This window comes from Paraburkholderia sprentiae WSM5005, from assembly GCF_001865575.2.
Lineage (GTDB): Bacteria > Pseudomonadota > Gammaproteobacteria > Burkholderiales > Burkholderiaceae > Paraburkholderia > Paraburkholderia sprentiae.
This window is the reverse complement of record NZ_CP017561.2, coordinates 3,042,161-3,058,186: the sequence shown is the minus strand read 5'-3', so window position 1 is coordinate 3,058,186 and position 16,026 is coordinate 3,042,161. Positions and strand designations below refer to the sequence as shown.

The following is a 16,026-nucleotide window of genomic DNA, read 5'->3' as shown; positions in this document are numbered from 1 at the left end:
GGCTCTCATAGTAATGTGTTTTGCCGTTCAGGTCATTTTCGATGGAATGAGCGCGGCCCGCAAGCGGGCCCGCACGGTGAGTGAAATGATTTCTAAATCTCAATTGATCTACGGGGGGAGCCGCATGCGGGGTACCTTGATCGCTGTTGCGACTGTCGCGGTTCTTGCCGGATGTTCCACGTACGACAGCCTGACTCAGCGCGTTGCCCAACGCATTACGCCGTATCGGATTACGGTGGTGCAAGGGAACTTCGTATCGCAGGAAATGGCCGATCAGATGAAGGTCGGCATGACGCGCGCGCAGGTGCGTCAAGTGCTCGGCACGCCGTTGTTGACCGACATGTTCCACGCGGATCGCTGGGATTACGTGTTCTATTTCAAGCGCGGCAGCACCTCGATCGTTCAGCAGCGCGACTTCGTCGTGTTCTTCTCGGGTGACACCGTGACCCACTGGACGGGCGGCGAGGATCTGCCGACCAATCTCGAATTGCTGGCCGAAATCGACGGCGACCGCAGTGGCCGTCGCCCGAACGCGACGCCGCCGCGCGCGGCGAGCGCCGCCGAAGCCGCCAACGCCGTGGCGGCGAGCGACGCAGCCGCCGCCAGCGCAGCCGCTACCGCGGCGGCACCGGCCGCGGTGGATACGACGCGCTCGCCGTCGGTCGAAGGCGCTCAGCAGGCCGCCACGCCGTCCAGGGACGCCAACGCGGAAGCCGCGCAGGCCGCCAATCGCGCGACGAGCGCTGCGCCAACCCCGAACGGCGCGCCGTCCGTTCGTTCGGGCGTGCCGAGAGCGAACGCCGGCGGGATTCCGACGCAAGGTCCGACGTCCGGTGGCCAGCCGCAGTTCCAGTTCAAACGCCCGCCGCCGCCGGCCGCGGACAACGAGAGCAACCCGGTTGGACCGACGGGCTCGCAAAGCAGCGGCAGCCCGACGCCGAACGCTTCACCGTCGACGTCGGGAACGGGCAACTGATCAGCCTGTGCGTGTTGTGAGGCGGGCTGCGCGCCACGTGTGCGGCGCCCGCCGGATGTGTGTTGGTCCGGTGGCAGGCGGGGCCGGAAATGCGCTGCTTGGGCCGCTTGAACGGGCCGCCGCAGCGGGCATCAGTCAGCGCCTGAGCGAGAGCCAGCCCCAGTGGCCGCCGCATCCGCTTCGGGAGCGAGCCGGCCGGTTCCACCGCCGAATCTTGCCGTCTGCCGCCGCTTGTCCCTATATCGACGGGGCGCGTTCCCTGGCACACTGGCCGGTGCATTCGCCGGGCCGAGTTTGCCGGCTCCATCCCCGTTGACTCTTTTCGAATCCTCATCGTCATGAAAATTGCCATTGCAGGCGCGTCGGGCCGTATGGGCCGCATGCTGATCGAAACCGTCCTCAACGATGCCGACTCGACGCTGTCCGGCGCGCTCTGCCGCACGGGCGCGGCGCAGCTCGGTCAGGACGCCGGCGCGTTCCTCGGCAAAGAGACAGGCGTGCTGCTGTCCGACGACATCGAGCGGGTGTTCGCCGAATCCGACTACCTGATCGACTTTACGCGCCCCGACGCGACACTCGCGCACCTCGAAGCGGCGCAGCGCCACAGCGTGAAAATGGTGATCGGCACGACCGGCTTCGACAACGCGCAAAAAGCGCAATTGCGCGCGGCGGCGCAGAAGATCGGCGTCGTGTTCGCGTCGAACATGAGCGTCGGCGTGAACGTCACGCTGAAGCTGCTCGAATACGCGGCGCGGCACTTCTCGACCGGCTACGACATCGAGATCATCGAGGCGCATCATCGTCACAAGGTCGACGCGCCGTCCGGCACTGCGCTGACGATGGGCGAAGTGATCGCCAACGCGCTCGGCCGCAATCTCGACGACTGCGCGGTCTACGGCCGCGAAGGCGTGACCGGAGAGCGCGATCCGTCGACGATCGGCTTCTCGGCGATTCGCGGCGGCGATATCGTCGGCGATCATACGGTGCTGTTCGCGGGCATCGGCGAGCGCATCGAGATCACGCACAAATCGGCGAGCCGGCTGTCATATGCACAAGGTGCGCTTCGTGCTGTACGCTTCCTCGAAGGCCACGACAACGGCTTCTTCGACATGCAGGACGTGCTCGGCCTGCGTTGAGCGGAGCCCGTGGCGCATAGGCGGGCCGCGCATCCCGAGCCCGTCCGCCCGAAGTCACTTTCCCACGGCGAGGTCAGATGGCAGGCAGCAGCGGCATCATCCATTACCTGCAAACGAGCGACGCGATCACGCATGGCGTCGCCTATGTGCTGCTGGCCATGTCGATTGCGAGCTGGTGCTTTCTGATCGTCAAGAGCTGGGTTCTGACGCGCGCGAAACGCCAGTCCGCGCGGGCGATCGCGCGCTTCTGGCAGGCGCCGACGCTCGCCGAAGGCGTCGCCATACTGCACCGGACCGACCGCGAGCGCGTGTTCGCGCCGCTCGCCGAGGCGGCGCTCAATGCGGCCGAGGTCGACATTCCGGGCGCGCTGCTCGCGCGCGTCGAGCGCAGTGAACGGGTGCTGCGCGCGCTGCGTCAGGCGCTCAATGCGTCGCAGCGGCGGCTCGAGTTCGGTCAGGTGCTGCTTGCGTCGGTTGGCAGCACCGCGCCTTTCGTCGGTCTGCTCGGCACCGTGTGGGGTATCTATCACGCGCTCGGCAGCATCGCGGCGAGCGGGCAGGCGCAGATCGAGAACGTCGCGGGCCCGGTCGGCGAGGCGCTGATCATGACGGCATTCGGTCTGGTGGTCGCGATTCCGGCGGTGCTCGCGTACAACGTGCTGGGCCGCCTCGTGCGGCAATTGACCGAGGAACTGGACGGCTTCGCGCACGATCTGCATGCGTACGTTTGTGCCCCGGCCGAGCACGCGCCGACGCCGCCGCGCGCGCAGCAGGCGGCGCACGAGCCGCATCGCTGAAACGCCACACACCCCGGACACGCGGCACACCGCGCATCGCACAGGCAAGCTCGGACGCAAGGAGGGCGACATGGCATTCGGCGGACTCGAGAAAAAGCAGACGGCCGCGCCGATGGCCGAAATCAACATGACGCCGTTGATCGACGTGATGCTGGTGCTGCTGGTCATTTTTATCATTACCGCGCCGCTGTTCTCGCACGCGATCCGGCTCGATCTGCCGAAGGTCGCGGCGGCGCCCGCGCGCCAGACCCCGCGAACCATTTCGCTTTCCATCGACGGCGCCGGCCGGCTCTACTGGAACGGCAAGCCGATCACGCTCGCGCAGATGCGCGCGCAGTTCGCCGAAGCCGGCAAGCAGGCGGACCAGCCCGACATCCAGCTGCGCGCGGAGCGCTCCACACGCTATGAAGTGATCGCACAGGTGATGGGCGCCGCGCAGCAGGCGGGGCTCGAGCGGATCGGCTTCGTGACGGACCCGCCGCCGCCCGCCGCGCAGCACTGAGCGTCACGGAGCGCGCACCGCGTTCACGGATCCGGCCTACCCAGCGCCGCACCCACGCCGCGCGGCGCACCCGTCCGCGAACGGTATAATCAGCCCTTTCCCCGCCGAAGGGGAAACGAGCAACGACATTCTGCAGAGCACCGGGCCGGTGCGAAAGCACCGAACCTAGCGATCCCATCACACCATGCACGAAAAATACGTTCCCTTCGACGTCGAAGCCGCCGCGCAAGGGCAATGGCGCGCCATCGACGCCTATAAGACGACGGAAACCACCGAAAAGCCCAAGTTCTACTGCGTCTCGATGCTGCCGTATCCGTCGGGCAAGCTGCACATGGGGCACGTGCGCAACTACACCATCAACGACGTGATGTACCGCTATCTGCGGATGAACGGCTACAACGTGCTGATGCCTATGGGTTGGGATGCATTCGGCATGCCGGCGGAAAACGCCGCGATGGCCAACAACGTGCCGCCCGCGCAGTGGACCTACGACAACATCGCTTACATGAAGAAGCAGATGCAGTCGATGGGCCTCGCGATCGACTGGTCGCGCGAAGTCGCGACCTGCAGTCCCGACTACTACAAGTGGAACCAGTGGCTGTTTCTGAAGATGCTCGAAAAGGGCATCGCGTACAAGAAAACCGGCACCGTGAACTGGGACCCGGTCGACCAGACCGTGCTCGCGAACGAGCAGGTCATCGACGGGCGCGGCTGGCGCTCTGGCGCGCTGGTCGAAAAGCGCGAAATCCCGATGTACTACATGCGCATCACGCAGTACGCGGATGAACTGCTGAACGATCTCGAAGGCCTCGGCTGGCCCGAGCGCGTGAAGATCATGCAGCAGAACTGGATCGGCAAGAGCTTCGGCGTGAACTTCGGCTTTCCGTACGAAATCGACGGCGAACAGAAGCTGCTGCGTGTGTTCACGACCCGCGCCGACACGATCATGGGCGTCACGTTCTGCGCGATCGCCGCCGAGCATCCGCTCGCCACGCGTCTTGCGCAAGGCAAGCCGGAACTGCAGGCCTTCATCGACGAATGCAAGCGCGGCGGCGTCGCGGAAGCCGACGTCGCGACGATGGAAAAGAAAGGCATGGCCACCGGCTTCTATGTCACGCATCCGCTGACGGGCGAGAAGGTCGAGGTGTGGATCGGCAACTACGTGCTGATGAGCTATGGCGAAGGCGCGGTGATGGGCGTGCCGGCGCACGACGAGCGCGACTTCGCGTTCGTGAAAAAGTACGGTCTGCCGGTCAAGCAGGTGGTGGCGGTCGAAGGCAAGGCATTTTCGACCGAAGCGTGGGCGGAGTGGTACGGCGAGAAGACCGGCACGCTGGTGAACAGCGGCAAATACAACGGCCTCGCGTACGACGAAGCGGTCGACCGCATCGCAGCCGATCTTAAGGAACTCGGTCTCGGCGACAAGCAGATCACGTGGCGCCTGCGTGACTGGGGCGTGTCGCGCCAGCGTTATTGGGGTACGCCGATTCCGATCATCCACTGCCCGAAATGCGGCGACGTGCCGGTGCCGGAAAAGGATCTGCCGGTCGTGTTGCCGGAAGACCTCGTGCCGGACGGCACGGGCAACCCGCTCGCGAAGTCCGAGGCGTTCCTGAACTGCACGTGCCCGAGCTGCGGCGGCGCGGCGAAGCGCGAAACCGACACGATGGACACCTTCGTCGATTCGTCGTGGTACTTCTACCGCTATGCGTCGCCGGATGCAAAGACGATGGTCGACGAGCGCACCGACTACTGGGCGCCGATGGATCAATACATCGGCGGTATCGAGCACGCGATCCTGCACCTGCTGTACTCGCGCTTCTGGGCGAAGGTGATGCGCGACCTCGGTCTCGTGAAATTCGGCGAGCCGGCGAAAAACCTGCTCACGCAGGGCATGGTGCTCAACGAAACTTACTACCGCGAAAACGAAGCGGGCAAGAAGACCTGGTACAACCCGGCTGACGTGACCGTGTCGTTCGACGACAAGGGCCGTCCGGTCGGCGCGGTACTGAACGCGGACGGCCAGCCGGTCGTGCTCGGCGGCGTCGAGAAGATGTCGAAATCGAAGAACAACGGCGTCGACCCGCAAATGCTGATCGATCAGCATGGCGCGGACACTGCGCGTCTGTTCGTGATGTTCGCGGCACCGCCCGAGCAGCAGCTCGAGTGGTCGGGTTCCGGCGTCGAAGGCGCGAGCCGCTTCCTGCGTCGCGTCTGGAATTTCGGCTACACGAACGAAGCCGCGCTGCGCGCGGGCGGCCAGTTCGACGCCGCTCGGCTCAACGACGCCGACAAAGCGCTGCGTCGCGAAATCTACAGCGTGCTGAAGCAGGCTGACTTCGACTATCAGCGTCTGCAGTACAACACGGTGGTGTCGGCCGCGATGAAGATGCTCAACGCGCTCGACGGCGCGAAGGGCGCGCAGAGCGCCGTGCTGCGCGAAACCTACGGCGTGATGCTGCGCGTGCTGTACCCGGTCGTGCCGCATCTGACTTTCCAGCTGTGGCGGGAACTCGGCTACGCGGACGAATTCGGCCCGCTGCTCGACGCGCCGTGGCCGAAGGTCGACGAGAAGGCGCTCGAACAGGCCGAAATCGAACTCGTGCTGCAGGTGAACGGCAAAATGCGCGGCGCAATCACGGTCGCGAAGGACGCGTCTCGCGAAGCGATCGAGCAGCAAGCGGCCGCGCACGAAATGGTCGCGAAGTTCAGCGAAGGCAAGGCGCCGAAGAAGATCATCGTGGTGCCGGGCCGTCTTGTGAACGTGGTCGTTTGACGTTCCGAGCCTTCATCCGGCAGATGGAGCGCCGCCCGCCCGGCGGCGTTCGTCGGCACCGCGAATCCACTGCGAACCGGGAGCGAATGTGACTCGCAGATCGTTTTTGACGCTCGCTTGCAGCGTAATGATGTTATCGGCCTGTGGCTTCAAGCTGCGCGGCCAGCAGGACTACGCATTCAAGCGCCTCTATGTGGCGGGCGGCTCGCCCGCAGCCGTCGCGCGCTTCACGCGCATCGTGCAGGGCGGCAGCGACACCGTGGTGGTCAGCTCGCTTGCCAATGCCGACGCGATTCTGCAGATCACGCAGAACCGCAACATCAGCACGTTGACGCTGAATTCGCTGGGCGTCGTGGCCGAGTATCAGCTGAACCTGCAGATGGCCTACACGCTGACCGGCAAGGACGGCACCGTGTTGATTCCGGGCAGCGTGATCGCGCTGAATCGCGCGATGACCTATAGCGACCAGTTCTCGCAGGCGAAGGCCGCCGAGTCCGACATCCTGTTCGCCGACATGGAAAACGACGCGGTCGATCAGTTGGTCCGCCGTCTCGGCGTGGTGCGTTCGCTGCATCCGACGCCGGCTGAGGCCGTGCCGGCCGTCGCGCCGCGCGCACCGCTGCCGCCGCCGCCGCTGTGAGCGTCGCGCCGTTCGCGATGCGTCGAATCTCATCCATTCCGCCGACCGCCAGTCATGCAACTGCGACCTGACGCGCTCGAAGCGCATCTCGCCAAGGGCCTCGCCGCACTGTACGTCGTGTTCGGCGACGAGCACCTGCTCGCGCAGGAAGCGTGCGACCGCATCCGCGCGGCGGCGCGCGCAGCCGGTTTCACCGACCGCTCGGTGTTCACAGTGGAGCGCGGTTTCGACTGGAGTTCGCTGCTCGGCGCGAGCCAGTCCATGTCATTGTTCGGCGACCGTCAGTTGGTCGAGTTGCGCATTCCGTCGGGCAAGCCCGGCAAGGAAGGCGCCGATGCGCTGAAGGCGCTCGCGTCCGCCGTCAACGACGACGTGCTGACGATGATCACGCTGCCGCGCCTCGATGCGGCCACGCAGAAGTCGGCATGGTTCACCGCGCTGGCCGACGCCGGCGTCGCGCTCAAAATCGATCCGGTCGAGCGCGCGCAGCTGCCGAACTGGGTCGGGCAGCGGCTCGCGGCCCAAGGTCAGCGCGTCGCCGCTGGCGAGGAAGGCCGGCGTGCGCTCGCGTTCATCGCCGAGCGCGTCGAGGGCAATCTGCTCGCCGCGCATCAGGAAATCCAGAAGCTCGGGCTGCTGTATCCAGCCGGCTCGCTCAGCTTCGATCAGGTGCAAGACGCGGTGCTCAACGTCGCGCGTTACGACGTTTTCAAGCTCAACGAGGCGATGCTCGCGGGCGATGTAGGCCGTCTCGCGCGCATGCTCGACGGACTGCGCGGTGAAGGAGAGGCCGCGGTGCTCGTGCTGTGGGCGATCGTCGAGGAAGTACGGACGCTACTGCGGATCAAGCGCGGCGTCGCGGCCGGCAAGCCGCTCGCCATGCTCACGCGCGAGAACCGCGTGTGGGGTCCGCGCGAACGGCTGATCGGGCCGGCGCTGTCGCGTGTCAGTGAAGCCGCGCTTGAGAAGGCGCTGGCGCTGGCGGCGCGGCTCGACCGCCAGGTGAAGGGGCTGTCGGGCGGCACGCCGGGCAATCATCGCCATGATCCGCCGCCCGATCCGTGGGACGGCCTGTTCGAACTCGCCATGGCGGTGGCCGCGCCGAAGCCGTCGGCAGCGTCGCCCGTGCCGCCGCCGCGACCTCGGGAGCCCACTGCGGCGCCGGCGCGGCGGCCCGTCTGAAGCAGCTGGGCGCGGGCGAGCTGGGGCAGCGATGCGCTCGCGCGTCAGTGTCCACACAGCAGCTGATGCCGGCATCCGCATAGCAACCGTCAGTCGCCTTGCAGACCGCCGCGTTTCGCGTGCCACACGCTCAACGAACGCTTTGGCGAACCGGCGACAGCACAGCGCACCCGCTGTCCGCGCGCGAGCAAAGCCCCGGTACCCGACTTACAATCGTTCGATCTTTCGCTAATCCGGCCCGACCACCGCACGCCAACGTGCCGGGCATCACGAGAATGACCATGGATATCGACCAGTACATGACCGACCTCGGCCAGCGCGCCCGCCAGGCTTCGCGCGCGATGGCGCGTGCGTCGAGCGCCGCGAAGAATGCGGCGCTTGCGGCCGTCGCCGAGGCGATCGAGCGCGATGCCGATCTGCTGAAGGCGGCCAACGCGCGTGACCTCGAACGCGCTCGCGGCAAGGGCCACGACGCGGCGTTCATCGACCGGTTGACGCTCTCGGACAAGGCGCTGAAAACGATGGTCGAAGGCCTGCGCCAGGTCGCGGCGCTGGCCGATCCGATCGGCGAAATCAGCAATCTGAAGTATCGGCCGAGCGGCATCCAGGTCGGCCAGATGCGAGTGCCGCTGGGGGTGATCGGCATCATCTACGAATCGCGCCCGAACGTGACGATCGACGCGGCCGCGCTGTGCCTGAAGTCCGGCAACGCGACCATTTTGCGCGGCGGCTCGGAAGCGCTCGAATGCAATACCGCGCTCGCGAAGCTGATCGGCGAGGGCCTCGAAGCGGCCGGTCTGCCGCAGGACGCGGTGCAGGTGGTCGCGACGTCGGACCGCGCGGCGGTCGGCAAGCTGATCACGATGGCCGAATACGTCGACGTGATCGTGCCGCGCGGCGGCAAGAGCCTGATCGAGCGTCTGATGAACGAAGCGCGCGTGCCGATGATCAAGCACCTCGACGGCATCTGCCACGTCTACGTCGACGATCGCGCGGATCTGGCGAAGGCGCTCAACGTCTGCGACAACGCGAAGACGCACCGCTACGGCACCTGCAACACGATGGAAACGCTGCTGGTCGCGCGCGGCATCGCGGCTGAAGTGCTGCCGCCGCTGGGCAAGCTGTATCGCGGCAAGGATGTCGAACTGCGCGTCGATGCGGCGGCGCGCGCGGTGCTGGCCGATGCGGGCGTCGGTCCGCTCGTCGACGCGACCGAGGAAGACTGGCGCACCGAATATCTCGCGCCGGTGCTCGCGATCAAGCTGGTCGACGGCATCGACGCGGCGATCGAGCACATCAACACGTACAGCTCGCAGCATACCGACGCGATCGTTACCGAAGACCACGACCGCGCGATGCGCTTCCTGCGCGAAGTCGATTCGGCAAGCGTGATGGTCAACGCGTCGACGCGTTTCGCTGACGGCTTCGAGTTCGGCCTGGGCGCCGAGATCGGCATTTCAAACGACAAGCTGCACGCGCGCGGCCCGGTCGGCCTCGAAGGGCTGACGTCGCTGAAGTACGTCGTGCTCGGTCACGGCGAAGGCCGTCAATAACCACGCTTCGAAGCACTGCAACCACCACCACAACAACAAGGACCACAAGGACCCGCCGATGCTCTGGGTAAAGACGTTTCACATCGTGTTGATTGCTTCCTGGTTTGCCGGCCTGTTCTATCTGCCGCGCATCTTCGTCAATCTGGCGATGGAAACGGAACCCGCCGCGACGGCGCGTCTGCTGCTGATGGCGCGCAAGCTGTTCCGCTTCATGAGCTTCATCGCCGTGCCCGCGATCGCGTGCGGCCTGTGGTTGTGGCTCGTGATCGGCATCGGCAGCGGGCAGGGCTGGATTCACGCGAAGGTCGGCGTGGTCGTGCTGCTCGTCGTCTATCACGCGTATTGCGGCGTACTGCTGCGCAGGTTCGAGCGCGGTGAGAATCGCCGGTCGGACAAGTGGTATCGGATGTTCAACGAGCTGCCGGTGCTCGGTATGCTCGCGGCGGTTGCGCTGGTGGTGATCAAGCCGTTCTGAGCCGCTGACGCCGTTCAGCGCGGCGCACGTATCACCCCTGCGAATCCACCCGCCGCCGGTGAATCACTTCCTTCGTCTGCGCGAGCTTCTCCACGAGTTCGGGCCCGCGGCTCAGCGCGACGCCGACCGCCAGAATGTCGCCGATCGCCAGATGCGATACGCGCGAGGTCATCGGCGAAAAAATGTCGGTGTCTTCGTCGACGTTCGCAAACAGGCCCACGGTTGCGAGCCGCGCGAGCGGCGAGTTGCCGTGCGTGATCGCGATCACCTTGGCGCCCGCGTTCAGCGCGGCCTTCGCGGCATCGATGATGTCGCGCGTGCGGCCCGTATTGGAGATCGCGACGACCACGTCCCCCGGCCCGAGCAACGCGGCCGACATCAGAAACGTATGCGGGTCCGAATACGCGACGCTCGGCATGCCGAGGCGAAAGAACTTGTGCTGCACGTCGAGCGCGGCGATGCCCGAGCCGCCCGCGCCATAGAACTCGATGCGCCTCGCCTGCGCGAGTATGTCGATCGCGGCCGCGACGCTATCCGACGACAGATTGTTGCGCACCTGAATCAGCGCGCCGATCGTCCGGTCGAGCACTTTCGCGGCGACGCCCGGCGTCGGCTCGTCGGGCCGCACGTCGCGATAGACGGCGGGCACTTCGCTGGCGATGCCCTGCGCGAGACGGATCTTGAATTCACGAAAGCCGGAAAAGCCGAGCGCGCGACAGAAGCGCGCGATGGTCGGCTGACTCACGCCCGCGCGCGCGGCGACTTCGGTCATCGACAGATCGAGCACCTCGCGCGGCGCCTCGATCACGTAATCGGCCAGCTTGCGCTCGGACGGGCGCAACTGGTCGCGCATCTCTTCCACTTGAGACAGCATCATCGGAAAACTCGCACTATGCTGAAGAACGTGTGGACTATATCCGATTGGTCGTTGGCGCACAAAAGCTAGGTACAAAAACTACATATCGGTGCATAAGTGTATTCCCTGGGTTTTCGATGCAAAGCGTTGAAGCGCCGCCGGTAGGGCGATTCGACGCTCCAGGCGATGCGGCGCCGCAGCAGAACTCATCGTTGCTGGCGTGTAGTTTTTCTACTAAGATGGCGTCGTTCGATAACCCAACCCGCAATACCCGCCTGGCGTCATGCATGCGCCCGCCCCCAGCGACGAAGGAGCTCCGATGGTTTCCCCGCATTCGCAATTGTTGAAGGTCACGCAACGCGTGATCGAGCGCAGCAGGCCCACGCGTGAAGCGTATCTGGCCCGTATCCAGCATGCGCAGGGACGCTTCCCTGCACGCGGCGCGTTGTCCTGCGCGAATCTCGCTCACGGTTTCGCCGGCCTCGAAGGCAACGACAAGCTCGTGATCAAGCAGATCCGCGAGCCGAACATCGGCATTGTGTCGTCGTACAACGAGATGCTGTCGGCGCACGCGCCGTACAAAAACTACCCGGACATCATCAAGCAGGCCGCACGCGAAAACGGTGGCGTCGCGCAATTCGCGGGCGGCGTGCCGGCGATGTGCGACGGCGTCACGCAGGGCAACGCGGGCATGGAGCTGTCGCTGTTCTCGCGCGAAGTGATCGCGATGAGCACGGCCGTCGCGCTCACGCACAACATGTTCGACGCGGCGCTGTGCCTCGGCATCTGCGACAAGATCGTGCCGGGCCTGCTGATCGGCGCGCTGCAGTTCGGCCACCTGCCGACCATCTTCGTGCCGGCCGGCCCGATGGCGAGCGGCCTGTCGAACGACGACAAAGCCAAGACGCGCCAGCAGTTCGCGACCGGCCAGTGCGGCCGCGACGCGCTGCTCGAAGCGGAAGCGGCCGCCTATCACAGCCACGGCACCTGCACGTTCTACGGCACCGCGAACAGCAACCAGATGCTGATGGAAGTGATGGGTCTGCATCTGCCCGGCTCCGCCTTCGTGCATCCGCATACGCCGCTGCGCGACGCGCTGACCGCGCAGGCCGCGCGCCGCGTGCTCGATCTGACGGTCGAGCGCGGCCACTACATGCCGATCGGCCATGTGGTCGACGAACGGGCGATCGTCAACGGCATCGTCGCGCTGCTGGCCACCGGCGGCTCGACCAATCACACGCTGCATCTGGTCGCGATCGCGCGCGCGGCCGGCATCGTGATCGACTGGGACGACTTCGATGCGCTCTCCCAAGCGGTGCCGCTGCTCGCGAAGATCTATCCGAACGGCAAGGCCGACGTGAACCACTTCCACGCGGCGGGCGGCGTCGCGTTCCTCGTGCGCAATCTGCTCGAAGGCGGTCTGCTGCATGAAGACGTGAACACGGTCGCGGGCAAGGGCCTGAAGCGCTACACCGAGGAGCCGAAGCTGCTCGACGGCAAGCTGCAATGGGTCGCGGGCGTCGAGGCGAGCGCGGACACCGCGGTGCTGCGCGGCATCAAGGAACCGTTCCAGCCGGACGGCGGCCTGCGTCTGATGCAGGGCAAGCTCGGCCGCGGCGTGATCAAGATTTCGGCGGTGGCGGCGCAGCATCGCAAGGTGAAGGCGCCGGCCATCGTGTTCGATTCACAGGAAGCGGTGCAGGAAGCGTTCGACAAGGGCGAGCTCAAGCGCGACTTCATCGCGGTGGTGCGCTTCCAGGGCGCGCGTGCCAACGGCATGCCCGAGTTGCATCGTTTGACGCCGCTGCTCGGCGTGTTGCAGGATCAGGGTTTTCACGTCGCGCTGGTGACCGACGGCCGCATGTCGGGCGCGTCGGGCAAGGTGCCGGCGGTGATTCATCTGTCGCCGGAAGCGTTGCTGCAAGGCCCGATCGGCAAGATCCGCAGCGGCGACATGCTGGTGATCGACGCCGAAGCCGGCGTGCTCGACGTCGAGATCGACGAGGCCGAATGGGCCGCGCGTGCGCATGCGGAGTCGCTGCATCAGGCTGATAACGAAGTCGGCTTCGGCCGCGAGCTGTTCGGCGTGTTCCGTGCGGCGGCGGCGCCGGCGGAGCAGGGCGCATCGGTGTTCGGCAAGCTGGTCGGCGAGGGCGGCGCGGCTGACGGTCAGCACGGCCACGGCAGCCACCACAAGCACGGCCATCAACACAGCGACCATCACGCGAGCACCGCGCAAGCCGGCGCGGCGCTGCAAAAACAAGGAGTCTGACCATGACGTCAAAATCAGTAAGCGATATCGTGCGCCTCGGCCCGGTGATTCCGGTGCTCGCGTTTGAAACGGTCGAACAGGGCGAACACGTGTCGCGTGCGTTGCACGCGGGCGGCGTGAAGGTGCTCGAAATCACGCTGCGCACGCCGGCGGGTCTCGGCGCGATCGAGCGCGCGTGCGAGCTCGCCGACGACATCGTGGTCGGTGTCGGCACGATCACGAAGCCCGAGCATTGCGCGCAAGCGAAGAAGGCGGGCGCGCAATTCGGCGTGTCGCCGGGTCTGACCAAGGACATGCACCAGGCCGCGCAGGACGCGGGTCTGCCGCTGTTGCCCGGCGTGATGACGCCGTCGGACATCATCCTCGCGCTCGAACTCGGCTACGAGATCGTCAAGTTCTTCCCGGCTCAGCAGGCGGGCGGCGTGCCGATGTTGCAGGCGTTCCACGGGCCGTTCCCCGCGCTGAAGTTCTGCCCGACCGGCGGCATTACGGCGGAGAGCGCGCCGCATTTCCTGTCGCTGCCGAACGTGGTCTGCGTCGGCGGTTCGTGGCTCACGCCGAAGTCCGCGCTCGCCGCGCAGAACTGGGACGAGGTCACGCGCCTCGCGCGCGCCGCGAGCCAACTGGCGGCGCCCGTGCACTAAACGCCGCTTGCGCGTATCGGTCAATTAACCGGATAAAAGGAGTCTCGTCGATACAGCCGCATCAGGCTGTCGCGCCGAGGCTCCTTTTTTACTGGGTATGCGTGCTGGACTTGCGCGCGTTTTCGGGAAACAGACAGTAAAATTCAGCGTCCGCGCGGCTAGCCGGATTGTCAGGCATCGCGCAGGTTGCCGTGAGACGAGGTGGCGGCCGCATCCGCACTCTGAAATCAATAAACCAAAGGAGAGGCTTCATGGAATCTGCCCACGGCAGCATGCTGCTGGTCTACGCGTTAATCGCGATCGCGTTGCTGATCTTCATGATCACGCGCTTAAAGGTCTATCCGTTTCTCGTCCTGATCATCGTCTCATTGCTGCTGGGCCTCGTGGCCGGCATGCCGATGCAGACCATCGTCAAATCGTTCGAAACCGGTAACGGCAACACGCTGGGGCACATTGCCGTCGTGGTCGGTCTCGGCACGATGCTCGGCAAGATGATGGCCGAATCGGGCGGCGCCGAACGCGTCGCGACCACGCTGATCAACTGGTTCGGCGAGAAGCACATTCACTGGGCGATGATGGTCGTAGCGATCATCGTCGGCTTGCCGGTGTTCTTCGAAGTCGGCTTCGTGCTGCTGATTCCGATCGCGTTCAACGTCGCCAGGCGCACCAACAAGTCGCTGCTGCTGGTCGGGCTGCCGATGGTCGCGGGTCTGTCCGTCGTGCACGGGCTGATTCCGCCGCACCCGGCCGCGCTGCTGGCCGTGCAGGCGTATCACGCGGATATCGGCAAGACGATCGCCTACGGTCTGATCGTCGGCGTGCCGTGCGCGATCGTCGCCGGTCCGCTGTTCGCGCTGCTGGTGAGCCGCCATATCCAGTTGCCGACGGAAAATGCGCTGGCCGCGCAGTTTCTGGGTAGCGACGTCAAGGACGCCAACGGCGTGCAAAGTGGTCACGCCGCGAAGGTCGCCGCACCGAAGCGCGAACTGCCGGGCTTCGGCATCACGCTGGCGACGATCCTGTTGCCGGTGGTGCTGATGCTGGTCGGCAGCTGGGCCGACCTGGTGTTCGCGCCGAAGACCGTGCCGAACGATCTGCTGCGCTTCTTCGGCAATACCGACGTCGCTCTGCTGACGGCCGTGCTGGTCAGCTTCTGGACCTTCGGCGCGAGCCGCGGCTTTACGCGCGAGCAGATCCAGAAGTTCTGCGGCGAATGTCTGGCGCCGATCGCCGGCATTACACTGATCGTCGGTGCGGGCGGCGGTTTTGGCCGCGTGCTGATGGATAGCGGCATTTCGAAGGAAATCACCAACGTGGCGACCGCGGTGCATCTTTCGCCGCTGCTGTTCGGCTGGCTCGTCGCGGCGATGATCCGTCTCGCGACCGGTTCGGCCACCGTCGCGATGACGACCGCCTGCGGCATCGTCGCGCCGATCGCGGCTGCGGGCGCGGTGCAGGTGAAGCCGGAACTGATGGTGCTCGCGACCGGCTCGGGCTCGCTGATCTTCTCGCACGTGAACGACGGCGGCTTCTGGCTGATCAAGGAATATTTCGGTATGACGGTGGGGCAGACCTTCAAGACGTGGTCGCTCCTCGAAACCATCATCTCGCTGATGGGGCTGGGCCTGACCTTCGCACTCGCGGCGGTCCTGTAAGGAGTTTCAAATGATTCTGATCGCAATGGGCGTGTCGGGCGCCGGCAAGACGAGGATTGGCGAAATGCTGGCCGAGCGCCTGCATTGCGCGTTCACCGACGGCGACGCGTTCCATAGCGCGGCGAACAAGGAGAAGATGCACCACGGCATCCCGCTCACCGACGAGGACCGCTGGCCGTGGCTGAAGACGATCCGCGCGGCGATCGAGGAAAAGCAGAAGGCGGGCGAGACGGCGGTATTCACGTGCTCGTCGCTGAAGCGCTCGTATCGCGATGTACTGCGCGACGGCGACAAGGACGTGTGCTTCGTCTACCTGAAGGGTTCGCGCGAGGTGCTCGCCGAGCGTCTCGGGCATCGCACCGGGCATTTCTTCGATCCGTCGCTGCTGCAAAGCCAGCTCGATACGCTCGAGGAGCCCGGTGACGATGAGGCGGTCACGGTCAGCATCGAGCTGACGCCGGAACAGATCGTCGACCAGGTGCTCGCGCAGGTCGAAGCGCGCTGATGCTTTAATTTCTCCGCGTTCCGGCCTCGACCGCGGGACGAAAAAAAAGCCGCTCCC

The 16,026-nt window shown here is 65.6% G+C and carries 14 protein-coding genes; 13 read left to right on the top strand and 1 reads right to left on the bottom strand.

All coding sequences use genetic code 11. The features are described 5' to 3' along the window. Positions 1-124 precede the first annotated feature (124 nt). The 9 genes from bamE (at position 125) to BJG93_RS13840 (ending at position 10,037) form a co-directional block, all read left to right on the top strand. A complete protein-coding gene (gene bamE / locus BJG93_RS13880; protein ID WP_027198844.1) occupies positions 125-976 on the top strand; it encodes an outer membrane protein assembly factor BamE in 852 nt (283 codons plus the stop codon). 338 nt (positions 977-1,314) lie between these two features. After that, entirely contained in the window at positions 1,315-2,112 is a 798-nt protein-coding gene (gene dapB, locus BJG93_RS13875; RefSeq protein ID WP_027198843.1) for a 4-hydroxy-tetrahydrodipicolinate reductase, read from the top strand. 77 nt (positions 2,113-2,189) lie between these two features. Beyond that, positions 2,190-2,909 carry a MotA/TolQ/ExbB proton channel family protein gene (locus tag BJG93_RS13870; RefSeq protein WP_027198842.1) on the top strand — a complete coding sequence of 240 codons (720 nt, stop codon included), beginning with the start codon at positions 2,190-2,192 and terminating at the stop codon, positions 2,907-2,909. A gap of 70 nt (positions 2,910-2,979) precedes the next feature. Beyond that, on the top strand, positions 2,980-3,411 hold the full coding sequence (locus tag BJG93_RS13865) for an ExbD/TolR family protein (RefSeq protein ID WP_027198841.1): 432 nt from the start codon (positions 2,980-2,982) through the stop codon (positions 3,409-3,411). 184 nt (positions 3,412-3,595) lie between these two features. Then, positions 3,596-6,187, top strand: a complete 2,592-nt coding sequence (leuS, locus tag BJG93_RS13860; protein ID WP_027198840.1) for a leucine--tRNA ligase — start codon at positions 3,596-3,598, stop codon at positions 6,185-6,187. 88 nt (positions 6,188-6,275) lie between these two features. Beyond that, the gene (locus BJG93_RS13855; RefSeq protein ID WP_027198839.1) at positions 6,276-6,827 is read left to right on the top strand and encodes an LPS-assembly lipoprotein LptE; all 552 of its coding nucleotides are present in this window, start codon (positions 6,276-6,278) and stop codon (positions 6,825-6,827) included. Positions 6,828-6,881: 54 nt separating this feature from the next. Beyond that, positions 6,882-8,009: a DNA polymerase III subunit delta gene (gene holA, locus BJG93_RS13850; RefSeq protein ID WP_027198838.1), complete on the top strand. Its 1,128-nt coding sequence runs from the start codon at positions 6,882-6,884 to the stop codon at positions 8,007-8,009. 281 nt (positions 8,010-8,290) lie between these two features. Further along, the gene (locus BJG93_RS13845; protein ID WP_027198837.1) at positions 8,291-9,562 is read left to right on the top strand and encodes a glutamate-5-semialdehyde dehydrogenase; all 1,272 of its coding nucleotides are present in this window, start codon (positions 8,291-8,293) and stop codon (positions 9,560-9,562) included. Between the two features lie 58 nt (positions 9,563-9,620). Then, the gene (locus BJG93_RS13840; RefSeq protein WP_027198836.1) at positions 9,621-10,037 is read left to right on the top strand and encodes a CopD family protein; all 417 of its coding nucleotides are present in this window, start codon (positions 9,621-9,623) and stop codon (positions 10,035-10,037) included. 31 nt (positions 10,038-10,068) lie between these two features. On the opposite strand, the gene BJG93_RS13835 is transcribed toward BJG93_RS13840, so the two are convergent. Next, positions 10,069-10,914: a MurR/RpiR family transcriptional regulator gene (locus tag BJG93_RS13835; protein WP_027198835.1), complete on the bottom strand. Its 846-nt coding sequence runs from the start codon at positions 10,912-10,914 to the stop codon at positions 10,069-10,071. Between the two features lie 298 nt (positions 10,915-11,212). Between BJG93_RS13835 and edd the strand changes: the two genes are divergently transcribed. The 4 genes from edd (at position 11,213) to BJG93_RS13815 (ending at position 15,969) form a co-directional block, all read left to right on the top strand. After that, on the top strand, positions 11,213-13,165 hold the full coding sequence (edd, locus tag BJG93_RS13830; protein WP_027198834.1) for a phosphogluconate dehydratase: 1,953 nt from the start codon (positions 11,213-11,215) through the stop codon (positions 13,163-13,165). Positions 13,166-13,167: 2 nt separating this feature from the next. Further along, on the top strand, positions 13,168-13,809 hold the full coding sequence (eda, locus tag BJG93_RS13825) for a bifunctional 4-hydroxy-2-oxoglutarate aldolase/2-dehydro-3-deoxy-phosphogluconate aldolase (protein WP_027198833.1): 642 nt from the start codon (positions 13,168-13,170) through the stop codon (positions 13,807-13,809). A 251-nt stretch (positions 13,810-14,060) separates the two neighbouring features. After that, positions 14,061-15,464 (top strand): GntT/GntP/DsdX family permease, encoded by a 1,404-nt coding sequence (locus BJG93_RS13820; protein ID WP_027198832.1) that lies wholly within the window; start codon positions 14,061-14,063, stop codon positions 15,462-15,464. Between the two features lie 10 nt (positions 15,465-15,474). Further along, a complete protein-coding gene (locus BJG93_RS13815) occupies positions 15,475-15,969 on the top strand; it encodes a gluconokinase (RefSeq protein WP_027198831.1) in 495 nt (164 codons plus the stop codon). Positions 15,970-16,026: the final 57 nt, after the last annotated feature.

Bases quoted from the DNA above. Each gene is read 5' to 3' on its own strand.
- holA (WP_027198838.1), top strand. From the start codon at position 6,882: ATGCAACTGCGACCTGACGCGCTCGAAGCGCATCTCGCCAAGGGCCTC.
- bamE (WP_027198844.1), top strand. From the start codon at position 125: ATGCGGGGTACCTTGATCGCTGTTGCGACTGTCGCGGTTCTTGCCGGA.
- dapB (WP_027198843.1), top strand. From the start codon at position 1,315: ATGAAAATTGCCATTGCAGGCGCGTCGGGCCGTATGGGCCGCATGCTG.
- BJG93_RS13820 (WP_027198832.1), top strand. From the start codon at position 14,061: ATGGAATCTGCCCACGGCAGCATGCTGCTGGTCTACGCGTTAATCGCG.
- leuS (WP_027198840.1), top strand. From the start codon at position 3,596: ATGCACGAAAAATACGTTCCCTTCGACGTCGAAGCCGCCGCGCAAGGG.
- BJG93_RS13865 (WP_027198841.1), top strand. From the start codon at position 2,980: ATGGCATTCGGCGGACTCGAGAAAAAGCAGACGGCCGCGCCGATGGCC.
- BJG93_RS13840 (WP_027198836.1), top strand. From the start codon at position 9,621: ATGCTCTGGGTAAAGACGTTTCACATCGTGTTGATTGCTTCCTGGTTT.
- BJG93_RS13835 (WP_027198835.1), bottom strand. From the start codon at position 10,914: ATGATGCTGTCTCAAGTGGAAGAGATGCGCGACCAGTTGCGCCCGTCC.
- eda (WP_027198833.1), top strand. From the start codon at position 13,168: ATGACGTCAAAATCAGTAAGCGATATCGTGCGCCTCGGCCCGGTGATT.
- BJG93_RS13870 (WP_027198842.1), top strand. From the start codon at position 2,190: ATGGCAGGCAGCAGCGGCATCATCCATTACCTGCAAACGAGCGACGCG.
- edd (WP_027198834.1), top strand. From the start codon at position 11,213: ATGGTTTCCCCGCATTCGCAATTGTTGAAGGTCACGCAACGCGTGATC.
- BJG93_RS13845 (WP_027198837.1), top strand. From the start codon at position 8,291: ATGGATATCGACCAGTACATGACCGACCTCGGCCAGCGCGCCCGCCAG.
- BJG93_RS13815 (WP_027198831.1), top strand. From the start codon at position 15,475: ATGATTCTGATCGCAATGGGCGTGTCGGGCGCCGGCAAGACGAGGATT.